The sequence below is a fragment of the Pseudomonas sp. Root569 genome (assembly GCF_001427465.1).
GTDB lineage: Bacteria > Pseudomonadota > Gammaproteobacteria > Pseudomonadales > Pseudomonadaceae > Aquipseudomonas > Aquipseudomonas synxantha.
This window is the reverse complement of record NZ_LMGQ01000001.1, coordinates 572,910-595,036: the sequence shown is the minus strand read 5'-3', so window position 1 is coordinate 595,036 and position 22,127 is coordinate 572,910. Positions and strand designations below refer to the sequence as shown.

The following is a 22,127-nucleotide window of genomic DNA, read 5'->3' as shown; positions in this document are numbered from 1 at the left end:
TCGTTCTTTAAAAATTTGGGTATGTGATAGAAAGATAGACTGAACGTTACTTTCACTGGTAACGGATCAGGCTAAGGTAAAATTTGTGAGTTCTCTTAAYTGAGAAATTCGAATTTTCGGCGAATGTCGTCTTCACAGTATAAYCAGATTGCTTGGGGTTATATGGTCAAGTGAAGAAGCGCATACGGTGGATGCCTTGGCAGTCAGAGGCGATGAAAGACGTGGTAGCCTGCGAAAAGCTTCGGGGAGTCGGCAAACAGACTTTGATCCGGAGATGTCTGAATGGGGGAACCCAGCCATCATAAGATGGTTATCTTGTACTGAATACATAGGTGCAAGAGGCGAACCAGGGGAACTGAAACATCTAAGTACCCTGAGGAAAAGAAATCAACCGAGATTCCCTTAGTAGTGGCGAGCGAACGGGGACTAGCCCTTAAGTGGCTTTGAGATTAGCGGAACGCTCTGGAAAGTGCGGCCATAGTGGGTGATAGCCCTGTACGCGAAAATMTCTTAGTCATGAAATCGAGTAGGACGGAGCACGAGAAACTTTGTCTGAATATGGGGGGACCATCCTCCAAGGCTAAATACTACTGACTGACCGATAGTGAACTAGTACCGTGAGGGAAAGGCGAAAAGAACCCCGGAGAGGGGAGTGAAATAGATCCTGAAACCGTATGCGTACAAGCAGTGGGAGCCCACTTTGTTGGGTGACTGCGTACCTTTTGTATAATGGGTCAGCGACTTATTTTCAGTGGCGAGCTTAACCGAATAGGGGAGGCGTAGCGAAAGCGAGTCTTAATAGGGCGTCTAGTCGCTGGGAATAGACCCGAAACCGGGCGATCTATCCATGGGCAGGTTGAAGGTTGGGTAACACTAACTGGAGGACCGAACCGACTACCGTTGAAAAGTTAGCGGATGACCTGTGGATCGGAGTGAAAGGCTAATCAAGCTCGGAGATAGCTGGTTCTCCTCGAAAGCTATTTAGGTAGCGCCTCATGTATCACTGTAGGGGGTAGAGCACTGTTTCGGCTAGGGGGTCATCCCGACTTACCAAACCGATGCAAACTCCGAATACCTACAAGTGCCGAGCATGGGAGACACACGGCGGGTGCTAACGTCCGTCGTGAAAAGGGAAACAACCCAGACCGTCAGCTAAGGTCCCAAAGTTATGGTTAAGTGGGAAACGATGTGGGAAGGCTTAGACAGCTAGGAGGTTGGCTTAGAAGCAGCCACCCTTTAAAGAAAGCGTAATAGCTCACTAGTCGAGTCGGCCTGCGCGGAAGATGTAACGGGGCTCAAACCATACACCGAAGCTACGGGTATCACGTAAGTGATGCGGTAGAGGAGCGTTCTGTAAGCCTGTGAAGGTGAGTTGAGAAGCTTGCTGGAGGTATCAGAAGTGCGAATGCTGACATGAGTAACGACAATGGGTGTGAAAAACACCCACGCCGAAAGACCAAGGTTTCCTGCGCAACGTTAATCGACGCAGGGTTAGTCGGTCCCTAAGGCGAGGCTGAAAAGCGTAGTCGATGGAAAACAGGTTAATATTCCTGTACTTCTGGTTATTGCGATGGAGGGACGGAGAAGGCTAGGCCAGCTTGGCGTTGGTTGTCCAAGTTTAAGGTGGTAGGCTGRRATCTTAGGTAAATCCGGGATYYTAAGGCCGAGAGCTGATGACGAGTYATCTTTTAGATGACGAAGTGGTTGATGCCATGCTTCCAAGAAAAGCTTCTAAGCTTCAGGTAACCAGGAACCGTACCCCAAACCGACACAGGTGGTTGGGTAGAGAATACCAAGGCGCTTGAGAGAACTCGGGTGAAGGAACTAGGCAAAATGGCACCGTAACTTCGGGAGAAGGTGCGCCGGTGAGGGTGAAGGACTTGCTCCGTAAGCTCATGCCGGTCGAAGATACCAGGCCGCTGCGACTGTTTATTAAAAACACAGCACTCTGCAAACACGAAAGTGGACGTATAGGGTGTGACGCCTGCCCGGTGCCGGAAGGTTAATTGATGGGGTTAGCTAACGCGAAGCTCTTGATCGAAGCCCCGGTAAACGGCGGCCGTAACTATAACGGTCCTAAGGTAGCGAAATTCCTTGTCGGGTAAGTTCCGACCTGCACGAATGGCGTAACGATGGCGGCGCTGTCTCCACCCGAGACTCAGTGAAATTGAAATCGCTGTGAAGATGCAGTGTATCCGCGGCTAGACGGAAAGACCCCGTGAACCTTTACTATAGCTTTGCACTGGACTTTGAATTTGCTTGTGTAGGATAGGTGGGAGGCTTTGAAGCGTGGACGCCAGTCTGCGTGGAGCCAACCTTGAAATACCACCCTGGCAACTTTGAGGTTCTAACTCAGGTCCGTTATCCGGATCGAGGACAGTGTATGGTGGGTAGTTTGACTGGGGCGGTCTCCTCCTAAAGAGTAACGGAGGAGTACGAAGGTGCGCTCAGACCGGTCGGAAATCGGTCGTAGAGTATAAAGGCAAAAGCGCGCTTGACTGCGAGACAGACACGTCGAGCAGGTACGAAAGTAGGTCTTAGTGATCCGGTGGTTCTGTATGGAAGGGCCATCGCTCAACGGATAAAAGGTACTCCGGGGATAACAGGCTGATACCGCCCAAGAGTTCATATCGACGGCGGTGTTTGGCACCTCGATGTCGGCTCATCACATCCTGGGGCTGAAGCCGGTCCCAAGGGTATGGCTGTTCGCCATTTAAAGTGGTACGCGAGCTGGGTTTAGAACGTCGTGAGACAGTTCGGTCCCTATCTGCCGTGGACGTTTGAGATTTGAGAGGGGCTGCTCCTAGTACGAGAGGACCGGAGTGGACGAACCTCTGGTGTTCCGGTTGTCACGCCAGTGGCATTGCCGGGTAGCTATGTTCGGAATAGATAACCGCTGAAAGCATCTAAGCGGGAAACTAGCCTCAAGATGAGATCTCACTGGGACCTTGAGTCCCCTGAAGGGCCGTCGAAGACTACGACGTTGATAGGTTGGGTGTGTAAGCGCTGTGAGGCGTTGAGCTAACCAATACTAATTGCCCGTGAGGCTTGACCATATAACACCCAAGCAATTTGTTTCTCTAACGAGCATCAGATTGCGGTGTGTGAAGACGAAATGAACCGAAAGTTCGACGCTCACAAARCACCGAMMGCTGTCACATACCCAATTTGCTGAAGCGAGGCCTGCTGGCCACGACTCAGTACCCGAATTTCTTGACGACCATAGAGCATTGGAACCACCTGATCCCATCCCGAACTCAGTAGTGAAACGATGCATCGCCGATGGTAGTGTGGGGTTTCCCCATGTGAGAGTAGGTCATCGTCAAGATTAAATTCCTGCATCGCCGATGGTAGTGTGGGGTTTCCCCATGTGAGAGTAGGTCATCGTCAAGATTAAATTCCGAAACCCCAATTGCGAAAGCAGTTGGGGTTTTGTTTTGGGCGCTCGGAAAGTGTCCACGATGTCCCCATACGCCTGTCACTCTCTCCCACCCAGCCCGACAAAATTGCACAGTTATTTCTGAACCAGACCACTAGAATAGCCACCTAACCATTTTTAGAGTCAGAGCCCTATCTATGCCCGATCCGGTTGATGCCATTGAGGCGTCAGACTTACCACTGGACGACCTGGTGGCATGCCATGAGTGCGACTTGCTGATGCGCAAGCCAATGCTCGCCCGCGGCGAAAAAGCCCAATGCCCGCGTTGTGGTTACGAGCTGTACGCTCATCGCCACAATGTCGTCGAACGAAGCCTGGCCTTGGTGCTCGCAGCCCTACTGCTGTACGTCCCTGCGAACTTTCTGCCCATCATGCAGCTCAATCTACTCGGACAGACCTCGCAGGACACTGTATGGAGCGGCGTTGTCGGCCTGTTTGATTCCGGCATGCAAGGCGTTGCCGTAGTGGTGTTCCTGTGCAGCATGGGCATTCCTTTGCTCAAGCTGCTCTGCCAATTAGCCGTGCTGCTCAGCATTCGCTGGAAGATCGGCCGCAGTTATGGGCTGCTGCTGTACCGCATCTACCACCACATGAAGGATTGGGGGATGTTGGAGGTCTACTTGATGGGCGTGCTGGTGGCAATCGTAAAACTTGCCGACATGGCTTCCATTACGGTCGGCCTGGGCCTGGCCTGTTTCATCAGTCTATTAATGGTTCAAGTACTGCTGGAGGTGGTGATGTCGCCCCACCAGGTCTGGCGAGCACTCTCAGGAGAGGATGAACATGCGGGCGATTGATGCAGGCATTCTGGTGTGTACCGAATGCCATGAATTGAACAAGCAGGAAGCGGATGCCGACGAGCAGCTCTGCACCCGTTGCGGTGCGTTGATCCATGCTCGGCGTCCCAACAGCCTTACACGCACTTGGGCATTACTGGTGACCGCGGCGATTCTGTATATCCCCGCCAACCTGTTACCAATCATGACCGTGAACTCCCTCGGCCAAGGCGATCCCAGTACCATCATGGCCGGTGTGATCCAGCTGGTGCAGCACGGGATGTTTCCTATCGCCGCTGTGGTATTCATCGCCAGTATTCTGGTGCCGACGTTCAAGTTGGTAGGCATCGGCCTGCTGCTGTTCTCGGTGCAGCGTCACCAACCACTGTCCGCGCAACAACGCATTGTGATGTACCGCTTTATCGAATTCATTGGCCGCTGGTCCATGCTGGATATCTTCGTGATCGCCATCCTGGTGGCGGTCGTTAACTTTGGGCGACTTGCCAGTGTCGAGGCCAATCTCGGTGCTGCAGCATTCGCCAGTGTGGTGATCTTGACGATGCTTGCCGCAGTAACTTTCGATCCCCGACTGATTTGGGATAACACGGAGTCGGACGACGACCATGAGTGAATTGCCTAAAGCTAAAACCCGCCCAGCCTCCAATTGGTCGGCCATTTGGGTGTTGCCCCTGATTGCCCTGATCATCGGTGGCTGGCTGGGATGGCGTGCCTATTCCCAGCAAGGCATCGAGATCCAGGTTCGCTTCGAGAGCGGCGAAGGTATCCAGGTCAACAAGACCGAAGTGGTCTACAAAGGCATGACCGTAGGCAAGGTCAAAGCCTTGGCCCTGGATGACGAGGGCAGCAATCGCGGGGTGATTGCTACCATTGAGATGAACAAGGATGTCGAGCAATACCTCAAGACCAACACCCGCTTCTGGTTGGTCAAGCCCAGCGTCAGCCTGGCCGGCATTACTGGCCTGGAGACCCTGGTCTCGGGTAACTACATCGCCGCCAGCCCAGGCGATGGCGAGCCCACGCGCAAATTCAAGGCACTCTCCGAAGAACCGCCGTTATCCGATGCCAAACCCGGCTTGCACCTGACCCTCAAGGCCGACCGCCTGGGCTCGCTGAACCGCGGCAGCCCGGTGTTCTACAAGCAGATTCAGGTCGGCCAGGTCAAAAGCTACCTGTTGTCTGAAGACCAGAGCACCGTCGAAATCAAGGTCTACATTGAGCCAACCTACGCCAATTTGGTGCGCAAACACACGCGCTTCTGGAACGCCAGCGGCATCAGCATCGACGCCAATCTCTCGGGGGTGAAAGTGCGCAGCGAATCTCTCTCCAGCATTGTCGCCGGCGGCATCGCCTTCGCCACGCCGGAGAATCGCAAAGACAGCCCGCCCACCGACCCGAGCTTGCCGTTCCGCCTATACGAAGATTTCGATGCCGCCGCAGCGGGCATCAAGGTCAAGGTCAAGCTCACCGACTTCGAAGGCCTCCAGGCCGGACGCACCCCGGTCATGTACAAAGGTATTCAGGTCGGTAGCCTGAAAACCCTGAAGATTGATCCGGACCTGTCCAGCGCCAGCGCCGAGTTGACCCTCGATCCATTGGCCGAAGATTACTTGGTTCAGGATACGCAATTCTGGGTGGTCAAGCCGTCCATCTCCCTGGCTGGTATCACTGGCCTGGAGGCACTGGTCAAAGGCAACTACATCGCCATCCGTCCGGGTGACAAAGGTACGCCGCCCCAGCGGGAATACGTGGCTCGTGCCAAGGCGCCGCCGTTGGACCTGCGCTCCCCAGGTCTGCATATGGTGTTGCTCACCGACAGCCTGGGCTCGCTGGATGTCGGCAGCCCGATCCTGTACAAGCAGGTCAAGGTCGGCTCGGTGCAGAGCTATCAGTTTTCACGCAAGAAGAAGCAGCTGGTGATCGGTGTTCATATCGAGAAAGAATATGAAAGCCTGGTCAACGGCTCCACGCGTTTCTGGAATGCCAGCGGCGTTACCCTCAGCGGCGGGCTTACCGGCGGCATTCAGGTCAAGAGTGAATCCCTGGCCAGCCTGATGGCGGGTGGTATCGCATTCGAAACGCCGGAACCGAATGTGCCGCTCAAACGCCGCATCCCGCGCTTCCGTCTGTTTGCTGACCGTGAGGCCGCCAACCAGCACGGGACCCTGGTGACCATCAAGGTCGACCGCGCCGACGGCCTGAGTCCAGGCACACCGGTACGCTTCAAGGGCCTGGATGTGGGCAAGATCGAGAGCGTCGATCTCAGTGCCGACATGCAATCGGTGCTGCTCAAAGCGCGTATCACCCAAGTGGCGGATCGCATCGCTCGTTCTGGCAGCCAGTTCTGGGTGGTCAAACCTGAACTGGGGCTGATGAAGACGGCCAACCTGGAAACCCTGGTCACCGGCCAATACATCGAGGTGCAACCGGCGATGAAAAATGCCGGCCCGCAGAAGAGTTTTGTCGCCCTGGCCCAGCCACCCGAAGTCGTGCATCAGGAAGCGGGCCTGAGCCTGACACTCAGCGCCGCTCGCCGTGGTTCGTTGAAGGAAGGCGTGCCGGTCACCTACCGTGAAGTCACCGTGGGCAAAGTTACCGGCTATGAGTTGGGCCAAACCGCCGACCGTGTGCTGGTACACATCCTGATCGAACCCAAATACGCGCCACTGGTACGCAGTGGCAGCCGCTTCTGGAACACCAGTGGCTTCGGGCTCGACTTCGGCCTGTTCAAAGGTGCGACGGTGCGCACCGAGTCCCTGGAGACGTTGGTGGCCGGCGGGATCGCCTTTGCCACGCCTGATGGCGAGCGCATGGGCAACCCCGCACGGCAGCAGCAGACGTTCCCATTGTTCGACAAGTTTGAAGATGAGTGGCTGACCTGGGCGCCTAAGATCCCGCTGGGCAAATAGACCGAGGCGCGGCCATAGGGGGCTTGCCCCCCATGAGGCCCTCAAAATCACTGCAAAGACAAAAAAAGGCCACGATCCATAAGATCGTGGCCTTTTTGCATTTCAGCGCAACACGTCAGACCTCATCCAGCTCCGGCTCGTCCGCCTGCACATTCACTGTCGCCTTCACCACATCATGGCGACGGATGTACTTCCAGTCCGCCTCATCGATGTAGATTCCGTTCGGCCCGCTGCCGCCTTCGAGGTCGATCGCCACCTGGGCGGACACCTGCGGCTTCACACTCGCCAGGATCGGCACGAAGCCCAGTTGCAGGCTGGTTTCCAGCAGTGCCGCCTGGTTCTTCTCATCGATGTCCGCCGCTTCGTCGAGGTAGTACGGCAAGCGCACACGACCGGCCTGGTCGCGGTCCATCAGGTGCAACAACAAGTACATGTTGGTCAGCGCCTTGATGGTCATGGTGGTGCCGTTGGACGCCGCGCCGTCGATGTCGGTATGGATCACCGGTTGGCCGTGTACCTTGGTGATCTCGAACGCCAGTTCGAACAGATCCTTTAGGCCCAGTTGGTTATGGTTGGCAGCCACCAGGCGTGCCAGGTATTCCTTGGCCTCTTCGTTCTTGTTGTCCTGCTCGGCGCTCTGGCTGAGGTCGAACACTGACAGCGTCTCGCCTTCTTCATACTGGCCGGCACTGTGGATGATCTGGTCGATATGCTTGAGGGCTTCCTTGTTCGGCGCCAGCACGATGCGGAAGCTTTGCAGGTTGGAAACCTGGCGCTTGTTGATCTCGCGGTTGAACAGCGCCAGCTGGTGTTCAAGGCTGTCGTAATCGCTGCGGATGTTGCGCAGGGTCCGGGCAATGTCGGTGACCGCCGCACGGCGTGCCTTGCCGAGGGTCAGCGCTTCATCGGTACGGTGCGCATACGCGTTGATCAGCAGTTGCAGGCGACGTTCGACATCATCCTCACTGTCAAACTTGGCCACACCTTTGAGACGCACTTGTGCGTACAGCGCTTCGATCTGGCCATCGGCGCGCAGCAAGCCCTGCCAGCTGTCCTGATAGTCATTGAGCAGCGGCAGCAGGTTGTCCATGGAATCGTCGACCGGGTCCATGAACGGTGTGCCAAACGGCAGGTCTGCCGGCAACAGCTGACGACGACGCAGCGCGTCATCCAGCGTACGTTGCTTGGCTTCCATGTCGCCGATCTGGCGGCCGACCAATTGCAGCTTGGCCGACAGTTGCTGCACGCGCTCGGTAAACGCATCGCTGGAGCGCTTCAACTCGTCCTGGGCGGCTTCCATCTGCGCCAGTTGTTCGAGCTTCTCGCCTTCCTCGGCACTCAGGGTCTGGGTGCGGCGGAAGTCTTCCAGCGCCTTCTGCGCATCCAGCACCTGCTGGTACAGCGCTTCGGTCTGGGTCTTGCTCGCCGCGCGGTCGGAAACCACGGCCTGCTGGGTTTTCAGTTGCTTGAGTTCTTTTTCCAGGCGTTCTTTCTGGTCACGCAACGCGGCGCGATCTGCCAGGGCCTGCAAGGCCGGAGGCTCGATGTGCGAGATGTCGATGGACAGCCCCGGCACTTCAAAGCGCTCGCCCTTGAAGCCATCGAGGATCTGTTCCAGGGATTTGACCCACTGGCCGTCCTCGTCCAGCGTGATGCCATGCTCACCCAGCGGCAGGCTGAACAACGAACTGTTGAACAGGCGCATCAGGCGCTCGACATCCTGCTGCGAAAACTCTTCGCGCAGTTTGGCGTAGCTGTTGTTGTCGGCGTGATCGAGCTGCTGCTTGACGGACTTCAAGCGTTTTTCCAGGTCGCGCAGACGCTCGTCCAGATCCTCGGCGCTGAACTGCCGCGACTGCGCCAAGGCGCCCGCCAGTTCATCATGGGCATCCTTGGCGGCGAGCAATTGCTGCTCCAGCACCTTGACGTCATTCACCAACGCGAAGCGATGCTTGAGCACCGACAATTCGCCCAACCAGCGCTGGATGCCACTGATTTCCCGCTCCAGGCGCATCAGCTCCTGGGTGCCGCCGCGCTGGTCGTTCTGCAGCGCGTCCTGCTCGTTGCGGTAGTGTTCAGCCTGGATGGTCAGCTCTTCCTTGCGCGCACTGGCATAGTCCGACCAGGTACCCAGCAATGAATCCAGCAGCGGCGACAGGCGATGCAGTTTGCCGCGCAAGGCGTCGCGTTGTTTCACGCCATTGGCCAGCGCCTCGACCAAGGGACCGGCCGCCACCAGCGAGTTGTAGTCCTGCTCCATGCGTCGCACATCGCGGAAGGCCTCTTCGCACGCGGCGATGTAGTCGACACTGCCGGAGCGCAGGCTATGTTCGAACGCATCGAGGAACAGTTGCTTGAGCTTGGCCGCCGTGATTTCGCGCATGTGCAGCAGGTTGATAAACAGCGCACGGAAGGTCTTCAGGCTCTGTTCGCTGGTGGAGCGCAGCGGGATCAGGGTCAGGTCCAGCGGGATCGACGTATGGCCGCCCACCAGCAAGCGCCGCAGTTCATCAGGCTTGAGTTCGTAGGCTTTGAGCCCTTCGCGTTCAAGGTTGGTGAACAGTTCTTTCTGACGCAGGCAGGTGTCGTTTTTCTGGTAATGGGCCAGGTCCAGCTTGCCGGCATAGGCAAAGAACTGGTGACCGAAACCGCCGCCTGGCCCACGCCCGACCACGCCGATAACGTGCGGGCCGTGGGGCAGGGAGACTTCCACCAGGATGTAGCTGGTGTCGGTAGCAAAGTAGAAGCGCCGTGATTGCTCCAGGGTGTATTTGCCGAAACTCATGTCCGACATGCGCGCCAGGATCGGGAACTGCAAGGCGTTGATCGAGGCGGATTTACCCAGGTTGTTCGCGCCATATACCGACAGCGGCTCTTCCAGCGGGAACAGGCCCAGGCTGTAGCCGGCGGTGTTCAATAGGGCGAAGCGGCGGATGCCGTAGCGTTCCTTACTCATGCGTCGGTCTCCTGTTCTTCGGCAATGGCACGGGCCAGGGCGTCTTCTTCGCTTTCCTCATTGAAGGCGCTCAGGTCCAGCGGGTCATCGGTCTCCAGCAGTTTGTCATCGCTGTCTTCGTCGATGATCACCGGCGCCGGCAGCGGCAGTACGCTGTGCACGCTGGCGGCAAGGTCGCGGTCCTGCTGCACGGAGAGGCACACGTCGAGGAAACGGTGCATCGGCGGCAGGAAGCGGTAAATGCCATTGTCCTCGCTGGCAAAACCCAGTTGGGTCATGCGGCGCATGATTTTTTCTTCGAGCTCTTCCTGGGTCTGCACTTCGGCCTGGATAAACAGGTCGCGGTATTTCTCCAGCAGCGAAGGCAGTTCGTCGCGGCCCAGGCTGCCGCCGTCGAGCACCGCAATCGGGTCGCGACCCTGGTCGGCCAGATGCTCGACGAGGATGAAGGTAAACAAGGCCAGGCGCTGGGCAGTCTTGTTGACTTGCGCGCTGGCAATGGCGGAGTCCGGCACGAAGTAATAGAAACCGCGGGTATCGCACACCAGCTCAAAGCCCAGGGCCTTGAACAGCGTGCGGTATTGGTCCTGGAAGTTTGACAGTTGCGCGTACAGCTCCGGGTCACGACGGCTGACGTGGTAACCCTTGAACAGCTCGCGAAAGATCGGCGCCAGCTGGGACAGTTCGGATAGATCAAGATGCATAAGGCGTGCTCGCAGAATTCTCGGTGGCGTCGCTGCCGGCCGGGAGCAGGGCGAAGGAGCGCAGGCTGACCTGGTGCTCGTGGGTGTGGTAATCGCGGCGTTCCAGGCGTTCGCGCTTGAAGCGTTTCTCCCGGGACAGGCGCGAAAACCAGTACAGCAATTCGTCGGTAGCGCCGTCCGGTTCCTGTTCCAGCAGCCAGGTCATCAGGTCCGGCATCGGCAGTGCTTCTTCGCAGCGCTCGAGCATTTCCTTGACCGTACGCGGCGCGCGCTGGGCTTCGCCCTTGTGGGATTTATGCGCCTTGGGGAAACGCGCCGGTTTCGGCTCGAAATTCGCCAGGGCATACACATAAGCTTCGACCTGGCTGGCGCTGCCCAGGAAGGTGCTTTGTGGCCGGGTAAACATCGGCATTGCAGCCTGTGGCACCGCGTCCAGGCCCTTGCGGCGGATCGCCGACAGGGCCAGCGCCGCGCCACGAGTCACGGCGTTGTGTCGGCGCGCTTCTTCGCGCAGCGGCAACAGCAGCTCCCGCGCATGGCGCAAGGTCAGCTGGGCGCTGGTCTGCATTTCGAGGATGCGCGCGTGGGTACGCAGCAGCATGTCGTCGTCCACCAGATGGCCGAGACGCTGTTGCTCGGTAAGCATGCGCAGCAGCACATTCTCGACCTTGCGCACACCTTGCTCGAAGGCGCCGTCGGCGTTCACCAGCTGGATCATCGGCTCGACGTATTCGTCCCAGGTCGCCAAGACCTCGGCATAACGCTGGCGCAACGGGATCTGGCGGTCGCTGGTCTTGGCGCGGTCGGCCACGGCGGCGAGGGCCTGTTCGTCGTTGGCAAGTTTTTTCAGCACGTCGCGCACGCGCATGTCCAGCAGGCGCAGTTGCCGCGCCAGGTCGTGGCCGTCGCGGATGTCGAAGGCGTCCTGGATATAACCGGCCAGGCGCTCGAGGTGGCGCAGGTAGGCTTCGATTTCCAGGCACAGGCCAAGCCGGTGTTCCTTGCGAAGATAGGCGAGGAAGTCGTGGATCTGCGCGTTGAGCTCGAAGCGGTTCGGGCTCTTGGCCACAGGCACCAGGATATCCAGGCGAATCCACACGTCCAGCAGGCTGGTGATGTCCTGGGGCGTGCTGTCCAGTTGTTGGGCGGCCAATTGTGCGCGCAGCTCGGCAAGGCTCAGTGTGCCTTGGTCGAAGTGTTCGCACAGAGGCTCGAGTAAGGCCCAGTGTTCGGCGAGGGCGCGCAGGACGCGCTTGGGTTCGATCATGGGAATGGCCGGCTGGTTGGCGATTAAAAGTCGCGATTGTACTGCATCAGGCGCGGGAATTATCCACAGCCGGTCAGTGCACAGTGGGCGATTGTTACCGAACAACGGTAGAATCCCCGTTCTTTACTTATCCACAAGTGGCCGAGCTGTGCTTATCGAGTCCCGACGTCGCGCTTACTTGACCGCCATGCAGGTGGTCAACTGGCTGCCCCGCACCGAACTGCCGTTTGCCGCGCCGTCGCGGCCCGAGTTGTTGCAGGCGCTTGAGCCCTATGAGGCGTTCGAGTCGTCGGGGGAAGAGGCGGCCGCGCCCGTGGCGGTGGTCAAGCCCCCAGTCGAAACACGTCCGGCGGTCGAACGGGCAAAGATCGAAGTGCCACGCCCTGCGCCGGTGACCAAGGCTGCCAAGGTGGTGGAGGAGGCCGCGCCGGTGGTCAAGGCGCCGGTAGTGCCACCGCCCCGCTTTGCCCTGCAATTGCTGCGGGCCGGGCGTTGCCTGTTGCTGGTGGAGCTGCCCACCGGCGAGCGCTTCCAGTCCCGCGACCCGGCCTACCTGCTGCTCAAGGACATGCTGCGCGCCGCCGGCCTGCCCGACAGCCCCCAGATCATCGGCGAGCCTGTACGCTGGCCGCTTTTGGTGCGCGGCACTATGGACCAGGGCCCCGAAGCTGCACGGGATTTCGTCCAGGGTTTTGTCTCGGCGCGCCTGGAAGACGAGCCCTGCGTGTGCCTGTGGTTGATCGGCCTGCCCGCCGTGCGGTTTGCCGGCGAAGCCAATGCCGAGGCCTGGTACCGCGAGTTGCAGGTCGACAGCCTGGGCTCGGTGTGGGCCCTGCCGGGCCTGGAATTATTAATGGAAGAGCCACAGCGTAAGGCTGATGTCTGGCAAGCCATGCGCCGGCTGATGGCGCGCTGGAAAACAACTGATGAGTGAGGCTTTATCCTTCCGCCCGATGACCGAGGCCGACCTCGACGCCGTGCTGAAAATCGAATATGCGGCGTTCAGCCACCCCTGGACCCGTGGGATCTTTCTCGACGGGCTGGGCAAGTATCAAATCTGGCTGATGTTCGAAGGTGAGCAGCAAGTGGGCCATGGGGTGGTGCAGATCATTCTCGATGAGGCGCACTTGCTGAACATCACCGTTAAACCGGAAAACCAGGGGCGCGGATTGGGTTTGGCGCTGCTGGAACACCTGATGTCCCGTGCCTATGCCGCCAATGCCCGAGAGTGCTTCCTGGAAGTGCGGGACAGCAATACCGGCGCGTTTCGGTTGTACGAGCGCTATGGCTTCAATGAGATCGGTCGCCGCCGGGATTATTACCCGGCTGTCGGTGGCCGCGAAGACGCGGTCGTCATGGCCTGCACCCTGGTCGACTGAACACACAGACCAATGTGGGAGGGGGCTTGCTCCCGATAGCGATGGGTCAGTGACTTATTAAGTGCCTGACACACCGCAATCGGGAGCAAGCCCCCTCCCACATATTAAACCGCGGTTTTCAGCGGTTACCGTCTACAGGGTCAATATCGGCCAGCTCGGCCTCATCCAGGCCATTGCCGCCGCCAATCTCATCCTCATCCACAATGCTGAGGTCGAAGTCGGCAGGGTTATCCTCACCTGCTTCCCGGGCATCCCGCGCGCCATCCTCGTGGATCAGCGTTTCCGGGCTCATATCGTCATCGGTGGATTCATGATCATCCGTCGAAGCCCCGGTCAGCCCGGCTTCGCGCACCCGTTCATCGGGCATTAAAAGATCGCGCTCACGGCGTGGCAGCTCGTCGCCGATTTCCGCTGTCTGGTCTTCCTGGTCAAAATCCAGCTCGCGCATTTCACCCATGCGGTCTTCGTTATCATCAATGGGTTCCGGCTGGGTTGCGCCGTAGGGACGTCGTGATTCAGTCATGGCCAATCCTCATACTGTGGGGCTTATAGTGTGTGGACAGGCGTGGCTCCCTAAAGATTCAAGCTAATTAACACTCGGCGTGACCTGGACGAGGGGTTGTCAGTCACAAAACTGCGCATCATTCCTGAGGCTTTCCCTGATGAACGAACTACAAGACCTGCTTGATAACAACGAACGCTGGGCGGATGCGATCAAACAGGAAGATCCCGAATTCTTCGCCAAGCTCGCCCGCCAGCAGACCCCGGAGTACTTGTGGATCGGCTGTTCCGATGCCCGTGTACCGGCCAACGAGATCGTCGGCATGTTGCCCGGTGATCTGTTCGTGCACCGCAACGTCGCCAACGTGGTGCTGCATACCGACCTCAATTGCCTGTCGGTGATCCAGTACGCAGTCGACGTGCTCAAGGTCAAGCACATCCTCGTCACCGGCCACTATGGCTGTGGCGGCGTGCGTGCATCGATGCAGGACCGCCAGTTCGGCCTGATCGACGGCTGGCTGCGCACTATTCGCGATCTCTACTATGAGAATCGAGACTTGCTCGCTCAGTTGCCGACGGAAGAAGAACGTGTCGACCGCATGTGCGAACTCAATGTGATCCAGCAGGTGGCCAATGTCGGTCACACCAGCATTGTGCAAAATGCCTGGCATCGTGGGCAGAGCCTTTCGATCCATGGCTGCATCTATGGCATCAAGGATGGCCGCTGGAAGAGCTTGAACACCACCATCAGTGGTTTCGAGCAGCTCCCGCCGCAGTACCGCCTGCGTCCGCTGGGCGAAGCCTAAGGCCGCTTGTGTTCGCGCCACCAGGTCATGAAAGCCTGGCCTTCGGCGTTCAGCGGTTCCTTGCTGCCGGTGATCCAACCCCGGCAGTTCAGCTCGCCGCAATGGCAAGCGAACTGCCGGGCCAGTGCGTCTTCGGTCATGGCGTAATCAAGGGTCAGCAGGCTACCGGCGAGGATGGGTTGCACCGTCCATAGCTCCAGGTACGTGGTGTCCAGGAACACGTTCGGGTTGCAGGAGTGCTGCAACAGGCCGCAGAACCAACAATCGTACAAATGGATACGCGGCGATAGCTGCAGCGTATGCGTGCGTCGGTCGCTGACGGCGTATCCTGAAATCTGGGCAATGCGCACGCGGCTGTCAAAGGCAATGCGCGCCATGACACCGCCCGTCATCCCGTGGGTGCCTCGCTTGATCTGGAAGTGCTCGGTCGAGGGGTAACCTTGCTCCACGAGCAGCGTCTTGAAGGGATACAGGCAGCTACTCACCGCGGTTTTAGCCTTATCCATGGCTTGAGTTTTCATTACTCTCCTGAACGGGGCTGCATGGACCTGCGGGTATTAGCTGACTGCCAGTCTTGCAGCAAATGGGCGCGGCCCAAGATTCGCCGAAGTTGGATTCGATATCTACTGTCAATCTTGACAGTAGAGACGATTTATTCGCGTTAAAGCACAGGCGCCATGATGGTGGGCACTGGGGCGACATTTTTCAGCTGTTTCAACTGCGCTTTGATAGACGGTGTAGCGCACTTGGCATTGGCCTGCTCCGGCGTCAGGTGGCGCACCGAGGTGTAGAACAACTCACAGGTCTGCTCCTTGCGTGTGACTTGCCAGGTGTTCATGCACGCCTTGAGTAACACGTTCGCATCGCTGGCGGGTTTCTGGCCCATGCCGGCCTGCCAGCAGGCCGCGCTCAAATCCTGGCCCATTACTTTCAACCCGGCGTCGTCGGCCTTTTGTTCATCGCCGTCATAGCTTGCCGGGTCCGCCGCATACCAGATGTAGCTGGGGTGGTTGGCGCCCAGCACGGATACGTTTTTGCCGGCTGCCGGGCTGATTTGTGCCAGTTCCAGCACGCCCACATTCTGGCCGTATTGTTGCTTGATCCAGCTGCGCACCGGCGCGCCGAATGCCACCATCGGCAGTGACCCATTGGCGCGCAGGCTCAGTTCCCTGACCATGCGGGTCTGGTACTCGGTGAAGTAGCTGTAGACTTTTTCCAGGTCTTTACCTGCATTGGACGGCGCGGCGATGGGGGCGATATCGATGATGGTCTGGTAGGCCGGCGTTTCGCTGGCCGGGATACCGTTGTCGGTGAGCAGCGCCGCCCAGCGGTCAGTGGTGGCCGATTCCAGATAGTCCTGGGCCTGGGTGAGTGAGTAATCCGGTGGGAAGTGCAGCAGTTCGATGCTCTTGCGGTTCTCCAGGGCCATGCCCAGCGGCAGGAACAGATACCAGTTATAAGCCCACTTGCCGTCGCCGTTGAGTTGGCTGGCGCCTTGATAAGCCAGGTCCGCAGTGTTGAGCAAGGTGGTCAAGGATTGACCGTAGGTATCCGGTACGCCGCTGAAGGTCGCCGCGATCTGGCCGTCGTGGGTTTTCACGCTGACCTTGGCCCGACTGTAACCGTCACGCTGCAGGCTCTGGCTCAAATAGTGCTCGGCGGTCTGTTCCAGTGTCCACGGCCGAAAGCAGATCACATTGCAATTATTAGGGAACGCAAACAGCTGGGTGACACGTTGCGTACTGCCCAGTGGCACCTCGATGTCGGCCTGTACGACCGCACTCGCCAGCAGTGCGGCCAGGGTGAAGGACAGCCTGGTCGGTTTAAACATAGTTGGTTCCTTGTCAGCGAGGCCCGTCTGCGCGGGATAAAAGCCCACTTGCACACAGTAGCGGTTGACCGGGAAATTCGCGTGTTAAATCGGCAGGCATGTCGTTATTGGATAAGCCCCTACAAGTTGAACTGCAAGGCGTTGGTCAGATCACCCATGGGTTTCTGGCCGCGGGCAATCATCGCATCATCACGCTGCTTGAGCCCATCCAGGGTCTCCAATTGGAACACCCGGGTGATCAAGCGCAGGATGGATGCCGTGTCATACACCGTATGGTCCACCGTGCCTTTGCGCGCAAACGGCGACACCACCAGGGCCGGCACGCGCGTGCCCGGGCCCCAGCGGTCACCCTTGGGCGGCGCCACATGGTCCCACCAGCCACCGTTTTCATCGACGGTGACCACCACTACCATGTTTTTCCACTGCGGGCTTTCTTGCAGCACCTTCAAGGCGCGGGCGATATGGCGGTCGCCGGAGGCGATATCGGCATAACCGGCGTGCATGTTCAGGTTGCCCTGGGGTTTGTAGAAGCTCACGGCAGGCAGTTTGCCGGCCTGGGCATCGGCGAAGAACTTGTTGGTAGTCGACTCATCGCCCAAGCCACCGTCGCGCAGGCGCTTGTCACGTTCAGCGCGATTTTGCGGGCCTTGCTGCTTGAAGTAGTTGAACGGTTGGTGGTGGTACTGAAAGTTCGGAATCTTGGGGATACCACCGGAATCCTTGAATTGCTCCAAAGTGGCTTGCCACGCGCCGGCGTACCAGGCCCAGTCGACGTTGCTTTTCGACAGCTTGTCGCCAATGTGCTCGTGGGTTTGCGGCACCAGTACGTTGGGCAGGTCTGGTTTGGAATAGTCCGGATTTTCCGGGTCGCGAATCCAAGTGGGCCAATACGGTGGGGCCAGGGTGTTCACCCCGTAGCCATCCGGCGTCAGTGCGCTAGGGCCGAACTGTGGCGGGCCCGTCATCGCGCTGGCCGGGGACTTGTCCAGAGGCTTGAGTCGCGTGTCGGTGGGGTCATCGCTTTGCAGCGTGGCGATCTGCGCCTTGGCCACCGACTGCGCGGCATCAGGATAGAACGGTGCCGTGGCGCTGATCAGGTATTGGTGATTGAGGAACGAGCCACCAAACGCGCCCTGGAAGAAGTTATCGCAGAGTACAAACTCCTTGGCCACGTCCCACAGGCGCAGGGAATAACGGCTCTGGGCATAATGGCCCATGACCAGGCCACCGGAATCGCCCCAGGCGACAAAACCGTCGTTTTTGCCGCCGTTGATCTGCATCTGGTTCTGGTAGAACACATGCCACAAGTCGCGGGTTACCAGGCTCAATGGCAGGTCCTCGGCGTTAGGACCCTTGAGAGCGAACGGCGCGTTGGGCAGGTTTTGCTGGAATTGCACTTCGCTTGGATAGGACACGCCGTCCACGGTTTGCGGGCCGACTTGCAACACACCGCCCCACGTGGGGGGCAGGGTGGTCAGTACACCGCCATCGCGGTCGCGCTGCTGGAAGTCCGTGGCGGATAACGCTGAAAGCGGTTTCTCCAATCCTGGGAAATCGGCAAACAGGTTGTTGAAGCTACGGTTCTCGGCATAGATCACCACCACGGTCTTCACCTGGTCGTGCAACGCCTTGTCCAGCTCTTGAGGCGTAAGCGGTCGCGATACCGGCGTACTGGGTGCTTCGCTGGTATTGCCGCAGGCACTCAAGGTCGCACCGACCCCCAACACCGCCGCTCCGCCGAGGAAGCGTCGGCGGCTGGTGTCTACCGGTGCTTGGGTGGTGGAGTCGGGGGAGGGGCGGTCTTCGTGCTCGTCACTCATTGCGGGGGAGTCCTTGGCGAGATGTTGCAAGATATTTCGCAGGACGGTAGCAACGGAGTGTGACGGAACGAAGACACACAAGTGATGGGTGGGGCGTGTCTACACAGAGTAAGCGCTGCTAGACTGAGCTTCTAATGCACATCACCGAGGTGAGTCGTGAAACCTTCAACTGCACTTGATCTACAACGAGCAGCTGTCAGAGAGGTGATTGGACGGTTCCAAATATCAAATCCAAGAATATTTGGGTCTGTATTAGCGGGTACCGACCACGAAGGCAGTGATCTTGATTTGCTGGTTGATGCGCCGCCGGGAACAACTCTTTTTGATCTTGGCGGGTTGCAGGTCGAGCTTGAGGACTTGTTAGGCGTCAATGTCGACCTGTTGACGCCTGGCGACTTGCCTTTGAAGTTCCGCGCTAAGGTGTTGGCTGAGGCCCGTCCTGTATGACAGAAAATCGCTTAGGGGATTATCTCGAGCACATAAGGCAAGCGGCCACTGACGCTATGACGTTTGTCGAGGGGTTGAGTAAAGACGATTTTTTGGAGGACAGGCGAACACAACAAGCCGTGATCATGAGTCTGATCATAATTGGTGAGGCGTCGACTAAAATCATGGACCAGTATCCGGACTTCGCTGCGGGCCATTCACACATTCCTTGGCGCAATATGCGGGCGATGCGCAACCGGATAGCTCACGGTTACTTCGATATCAACCTTGATGTTGTCTGGGACACGATACAGAGCGCATTGCCTGATCTATTAGCGCGTCTTCCTACAAAACCATGACCACACCTACTGTAACAGCGGGCGCGGTCCCCCGTGATTTATGGCATAACCGGCGGCAAATATTTCAACGTCGTCCCTAGCGCCCACAGTAAAAACAGCACCAACGGTGTGTGCACCAGCAACTGCACAAACGAAAACCCGATCAAATCCCGTGCCTTCAACCCCAATACCCCCAAGAGCGGCAGCATATAGAACGGGTTGATCAAGTTAGGCAGTGCCTCGGCCGCGTTGTAGATCTGCACCGCCCAGCCCAGGTGGTATTGCAGGTCATTGGCCACCTGCATCACATAAGGCGCTTCGATGATCCACTTGCCGCCGCCTGATGGGATGAAGAAACCCAGCACCGCCGAATACACGCCCATCAGCAGCGCGTAGGTGTCATGGGAGGCGATGGAGGTGAAGAACGTCGAGATATGGTGTGCCAAGGTCTGGCCGTCGCCGCCCTTGACCACGGTCATCAACGCGGCAATCGAGCCGTACAGCGGGAACTGGATCAACACGCCGGTGGTGGTCGGCACCGCACGGGCCACGGCATCCAGGAAGCTGCGCGGGCGCCAGTGCAGCAGGGCGCCGACCATGATGAACAGGAAGTTATAAGTGTTGAGCCCCGAAATGGCGCTGATCGCCGGCTTGGTGGAAAACTCATGAAACAGCCAGCCGGCCGCCAGCAAGGCAAGCAGAATCGTCAGCAACGGGCTGTGTTCCAGCCATTCGCCCGGGCGCGTCGGTGCCTGTGGCTTGGGCAGGTTAAAGGCCGGGTCGACACCGCAGGCCTTGGCGTCACGGGCGCTGTTGGGACCAGGCGCGGTGGCGTAGGCGATGACCAGCGACACCACGATCAGCGCCAGCAACAGCACGCCGGATTGCCACAGGAAGATGGTTTCGGTGAACGGGATCATCCCGGTGATCGACAAAATCGACGGCGGCAAGCTGGCCGGGTTGGCCTGTAATTGCGCTGCCGACGACGACAGCCCCAGCGCCCACACGGCACCCAGGCCCAAATACGCTGCAGCGCCGGCGGCGCGGTAGTCCATGCGCAAATCCGTACGCCGGGCCAACGCCCGCACCAGCAAACCGCCGAACACCAGGGACAGCCCCCAGTTGAGCAGGGAGGCCACCATGGAAATCAACGCCACCCAGGCCACCGCCGAGCGGCCGTTCCTGGGGATGCGCGCCAGGCGGTCGATCAACTTCACCGCCGGGGGGGAACTGGCGACCACATAACCGCCGATCACCACAAAGGCCATCTGCATGGTGAACGGGATCAGGCTCCAGAATCCGTCGCCGAAGGCCTTGGTCGCTTCGGCCGGTGCGGCGCCCATGCCCAGGGTCGCCACGGCGACGATGATCACGGCGAGGGCGGCAAACACCCAGGAGTCAGGAAACCAACGCTCTGCAAAGTTGGAGCAGCGCAGGGCAAATCGGGCATAGCGGCTGTCTTCGATAGCATCGGCCACGAGTCTTTCCTCTTGTAGTTATTATGGGGTTTGGCAGTTTTACGGCATGTTCCTCTACACCCATTGATTTGGGAATGTAGTTATCTTCAACGATCCATGAGTAAAACAAATATATCCATCGTGATTGCCATCAATGGGCTCAGCTCATAACCTGCACGCCATTTTGTTTGCCTGCCGAGCCTGCACATGACTGCCACCATTTCCCCACGGGCGCAGCGTTTTTCCCGCTCCGACTATAAAACCCTGGGCCTGGCCGCCCTCGGTGGAGCCCTGGAAATCTATGACTTCATTATCTTCGTGTTCTTCGCGCTGACCCTCAGTCAACTGTTCTTCCCCCCTGAAATGCCCGAGTGGCTGCGCCTGTTGCAGAGCTTCGGCATCTTCGTCACCGGCTACCTCGCCCGCCCGCTGGGCGGCATCCTGATGGCGCACTTTGCCGACCACCTGGGACGCAAGCGCGTATTCAGCTTGAGTATCCTGATGATGGCCTTGCCCTGCCTGCTGATCGGCATCATGCCAACCTACGCGCAAATCGGCTATTTCGCCCCGCTGATCCTGCTGGCGTTGCGCGTACTGCAAGGTGCAGCGGTGGGTGGTGAAGTGCCCAGCGCCTGGACTTTCGTTGCCGAGCACGCACCGCGTCACCACCGCGGCTACGCCCTGGGCTTTTTGCAAGCCGGCCTGACCTTCGGCTACCTGCTCGGCGCATTGACCGCCACCTTGCTGGCACAAGTCTTCACCCCTGCAGAAATCCTCGACTACGCCTGGCGCTTGCCTTTCCTGCTCGGCGGCGTATTCGGTGTGATCGGCGTATGGCTGCGCCGCTGGCTCAGCGAGACCCCGGTATTCCTGGAAATGCAGGCACGTCGCCAAGCGGCCGCCGAAATGCCACTGCGCAGCGTGCTACGCGATCACCGCGCCGTATTGCTGCCGGCGATGATCCTCACCTGCGTGCTCACCTCGGCCGTGGTGGTGCTCGTCGTCATCACCCCGACCATGATGCAGAAAACTTTCGGCATGAGCCCCAGCCATACCTTCGCCTTAAGTGCGCTGGGCATCGTCTTCCTGAATATCGGTTGCGTCCTCGCCGGCCTGCTGGTCGACCGCATCGGCGCCTGGCGCGCAGTGCTGGTCTACAGCCTGTTGCTGCCGGTGGGGATCTTTATCCTGTATGCCAGCCTGATCAGCGGTGGCGTATGGCTGGGCGCGGCGTACGCCGTGGCAGGCTTGAGCTGTGGCGTGGTGGGCGCGGTGCCGTCGGTAATGGTCGGGCTGTTCCCGGCGCAGGTGCGGGTGTCGGGAATTTCCTTTACTTACAACATCGCCTATGCGCTGTGGGCGAGTACCACACCGTTGCTGTTGATCGCACTGATGCCGACCAGCCCGTGGATCTGTGTGGGGTATTGTGTGGTGATGGGGGCGGTGGGGGTGGCGAGTGTGGCGTTGTTTGGCAAGCGCCACACTTTGGCTGCGTGACGA

General features: G+C 58.7%; 17 protein-coding genes and 2 rRNA genes. 11 read left to right on the top strand and 8 right to left on the bottom strand.

Annotated elements, in window-relative coordinates; all coding sequences use genetic code 11:
* Window positions 1-164: 164 nt before the first annotated feature.
* The 5 genes from ASD70_RS02785 to ASD70_RS02765 all read left to right on the top strand — a co-directional run bounded on the left by ASD70_RS02785 (window position 165) and on the right by ASD70_RS02765 (window position 7,142).
* A 23S ribosomal RNA gene (locus ASD70_RS02785) occupies window positions 165-3,056 on the top strand.
* A gap of 156 nt (window positions 3,057-3,212) precedes the next feature.
* Window positions 3,213-3,328 (top strand): 5S ribosomal RNA (gene rrf, locus ASD70_RS02780).
* Window positions 3,329-3,576: 248 nt separating this feature from the next.
* Window positions 3,577-4,236 carry a paraquat-inducible protein A gene (locus tag ASD70_RS02775; RefSeq protein WP_046070767.1) on the top strand — a complete coding sequence of 220 codons (660 nt, stop codon included), beginning with the start codon at window positions 3,577-3,579 and terminating at the stop codon, window positions 4,234-4,236.
* Window positions 4,223-4,846 carry a paraquat-inducible protein A gene (locus tag ASD70_RS02770; protein WP_043051825.1) on the top strand — a complete coding sequence of 208 codons (624 nt, stop codon included), beginning with the start codon at window positions 4,223-4,225 and terminating at the stop codon, window positions 4,844-4,846. Before ASD70_RS02775 ends, ASD70_RS02770 begins: the two co-directional genes overlap by 14 nt.
* On the top strand, window positions 4,839-7,142 hold the full coding sequence (locus ASD70_RS02765) for a PqiB family protein (RefSeq protein ID WP_056845584.1): 2,304 nt from the start codon (window positions 4,839-4,841) through the stop codon (window positions 7,140-7,142). The genes ASD70_RS02770 and ASD70_RS02765 overlap by 8 nt, the downstream gene beginning before the upstream one ends.
* A gap of 115 nt (window positions 7,143-7,257) precedes the next feature.
* Here ASD70_RS02765 and mksF read toward each other — a convergent pair whose 3' ends face one another.
* Genes mksF through mksB form a run of 3 tightly spaced genes read right to left on the bottom strand, consistent with a single transcriptional unit; the run spans window position 7,258 to window position 12,069 of the window.
* Window positions 7,258-10,098, bottom strand: coding sequence for an Mks condensin complex protein MksF (gene mksF / locus ASD70_RS02760; RefSeq protein WP_056845583.1), 2,841 nt, complete (start codon window positions 10,096-10,098; stop codon window positions 7,258-7,260).
* The gene (mksE, locus tag ASD70_RS02755) at window positions 10,095-10,802 is read right to left on the bottom strand and encodes an Mks condensin complex protein MksE (protein ID WP_046070816.1); all 708 of its coding nucleotides are present in this window, start codon (window positions 10,800-10,802) and stop codon (window positions 10,095-10,097) included. The genes mksF and mksE overlap by 4 nt, the downstream gene beginning before the upstream one ends.
* Window positions 10,792-12,069, bottom strand: a complete 1,278-nt coding sequence (mksB, locus tag ASD70_RS02750; protein ID WP_043050869.1) for an Mks condensin complex protein MksB — start codon at window positions 12,067-12,069, stop codon at window positions 10,792-10,794. The genes mksE and mksB overlap by 11 nt, the downstream gene beginning before the upstream one ends.
* Window positions 12,070-12,256: 187 nt before the next feature.
* Between mksB and ASD70_RS02745 the strand changes: the two genes are divergently transcribed.
* Both ASD70_RS02745 and rimI read left to right on the top strand, forming a co-directional pair.
* A complete protein-coding gene (locus ASD70_RS02745; RefSeq protein ID WP_056845582.1) occupies window positions 12,257-13,003 on the top strand; it encodes a hypothetical protein in 747 nt (248 codons plus the stop codon).
* The gene (gene rimI / locus ASD70_RS02740; protein WP_003188286.1) at window positions 12,996-13,448 is read left to right on the top strand and encodes a ribosomal protein S18-alanine N-acetyltransferase; all 453 of its coding nucleotides are present in this window, start codon (window positions 12,996-12,998) and stop codon (window positions 13,446-13,448) included. The genes ASD70_RS02745 and rimI overlap by 8 nt, the downstream gene beginning before the upstream one ends.
* A 118-nt stretch (window positions 13,449-13,566) precedes the next feature.
* On the opposite strand, the gene ASD70_RS02735 is transcribed toward rimI, so the two are convergent.
* Window positions 13,567-13,971, bottom strand: a complete 405-nt coding sequence (locus ASD70_RS02735; RefSeq protein ID WP_046070814.1) for a hypothetical protein — start codon at window positions 13,969-13,971, stop codon at window positions 13,567-13,569.
* Between the two features lie 139 nt (window positions 13,972-14,110).
* Here ASD70_RS02735 and can point away from each other — a divergent pair, with 139 nt between their 5' ends.
* Window positions 14,111-14,755, top strand: a complete 645-nt coding sequence (gene can, locus ASD70_RS02730) for a carbonate dehydratase (protein WP_046070813.1) — start codon at window positions 14,111-14,113, stop codon at window positions 14,753-14,755.
* Here can and ASD70_RS02725 read toward each other — a convergent pair.
* From ASD70_RS02725 to acpA, 3 genes are all read right to left on the bottom strand, one after another.
* Window positions 14,752-15,276, bottom strand: coding sequence for a hypothetical protein (locus ASD70_RS02725; protein ID WP_056845581.1), 525 nt, complete (start codon window positions 15,274-15,276; stop codon window positions 14,752-14,754). The genes can and ASD70_RS02725 overlap by 4 nt on opposite strands.
* Before the next feature lie 140 nt (window positions 15,277-15,416).
* On the bottom strand, window positions 15,417-16,586 hold the full coding sequence (locus ASD70_RS02720; RefSeq protein WP_056845580.1) for a hypothetical protein: 1,170 nt from the start codon (window positions 16,584-16,586) through the stop codon (window positions 15,417-15,419).
* A gap of 119 nt (window positions 16,587-16,705) precedes the next feature.
* Window positions 16,706-18,406, bottom strand: a complete 1,701-nt coding sequence (gene acpA / locus ASD70_RS02715) for an acid phosphatase (RefSeq protein WP_056845579.1) — start codon at window positions 18,404-18,406, stop codon at window positions 16,706-16,708.
* A gap of 156 nt (window positions 18,407-18,562) precedes the next feature.
* On the opposite strand from acpA, the gene ASD70_RS02710 reads away from it, so the two are divergent.
* Complete coding sequence (locus ASD70_RS02710) at window positions 18,563-18,853, top strand: nucleotidyltransferase family protein (RefSeq protein ID WP_056845578.1); 291 nt, start codon at window positions 18,563-18,565, stop codon at window positions 18,851-18,853.
* Window positions 18,850-19,191 (top strand): HepT-like ribonuclease domain-containing protein, encoded by a 342-nt coding sequence (locus ASD70_RS02705; RefSeq protein WP_056845577.1) that lies wholly within the window; start codon window positions 18,850-18,852, stop codon window positions 19,189-19,191. The genes ASD70_RS02710 and ASD70_RS02705 overlap by 4 nt, the downstream gene beginning before the upstream one ends.
* 38 nt (window positions 19,192-19,229) lie before the next feature.
* Here ASD70_RS02705 and ASD70_RS02700 read toward each other — a convergent pair whose 3' ends face one another.
* Window positions 19,230-20,648, bottom strand: coding sequence for a short-chain fatty acid transporter (locus tag ASD70_RS02700; RefSeq protein ID WP_056845576.1), 1,419 nt, complete (start codon window positions 20,646-20,648; stop codon window positions 19,230-19,232).
* 186 nt (window positions 20,649-20,834) lie between these two features.
* Here ASD70_RS02700 and ASD70_RS02695 point away from each other — a divergent pair, with 186 nt between their 5' ends.
* Complete coding sequence (locus tag ASD70_RS02695) at window positions 20,835-22,124, top strand: MFS transporter (RefSeq protein ID WP_046070808.1); 1,290 nt, start codon at window positions 20,835-20,837, stop codon at window positions 22,122-22,124.
* Window positions 22,125-22,127: the final 3 nt, after the last annotated feature.

Bases quoted from the DNA above. Each gene is read 5' to 3' on its own strand.
- ASD70_RS02775 (WP_046070767.1), top strand. From the start codon at position 3,577: ATGCCCGATCCGGTTGATGCCATTGAGGCGTCAGACTTACCACTGGAC.
- ASD70_RS02770 (WP_043051825.1), top strand. From the start codon at position 4,223: ATGCGGGCGATTGATGCAGGCATTCTGGTGTGTACCGAATGCCATGAA.
- ASD70_RS02765 (WP_056845584.1), top strand. From the start codon at position 4,839: ATGAGTGAATTGCCTAAAGCTAAAACCCGCCCAGCCTCCAATTGGTCG.
- mksF (WP_056845583.1), bottom strand. From the start codon at position 10,098: ATGAGTAAGGAACGCTACGGCATCCGCCGCTTCGCCCTATTGAACACC.
- mksE (WP_046070816.1), bottom strand. From the start codon at position 10,802: ATGCATCTTGATCTATCCGAACTGTCCCAGCTGGCGCCGATCTTTCGC.
- mksB (WP_043050869.1), bottom strand. From the start codon at position 12,069: ATGATCGAACCCAAGCGCGTCCTGCGCGCCCTCGCCGAACACTGGGCC.
- ASD70_RS02745 (WP_056845582.1), top strand. From the start codon at position 12,257: ATGCAGGTGGTCAACTGGCTGCCCCGCACCGAACTGCCGTTTGCCGCG.
- rimI (WP_003188286.1), top strand. From the start codon at position 12,996: ATGAGTGAGGCTTTATCCTTCCGCCCGATGACCGAGGCCGACCTCGAC.
- ASD70_RS02735 (WP_046070814.1), bottom strand. From the start codon at position 13,971: ATGACTGAATCACGACGTCCCTACGGCGCAACCCAGCCGGAACCCATT.
- can (WP_046070813.1), top strand. From the start codon at position 14,111: ATGAACGAACTACAAGACCTGCTTGATAACAACGAACGCTGGGCGGAT.
- ASD70_RS02725 (WP_056845581.1), bottom strand. From the start codon at position 15,276: ATGAAAACTCAAGCCATGGATAAGGCTAAAACCGCGGTGAGTAGCTGC.
- ASD70_RS02720 (WP_056845580.1), bottom strand. From the start codon at position 16,586: ATGTTTAAACCGACCAGGCTGTCCTTCACCCTGGCCGCACTGCTGGCG.
- acpA (WP_056845579.1), bottom strand. From the start codon at position 18,406: ATGAGTGACGAGCACGAAGACCGCCCCTCCCCCGACTCCACCACCCAA.
- ASD70_RS02705 (WP_056845577.1), top strand. From the start codon at position 18,850: ATGACAGAAAATCGCTTAGGGGATTATCTCGAGCACATAAGGCAAGCG.
- ASD70_RS02695 (WP_046070808.1), top strand. From the start codon at position 20,835: ATGACTGCCACCATTTCCCCACGGGCGCAGCGTTTTTCCCGCTCCGAC.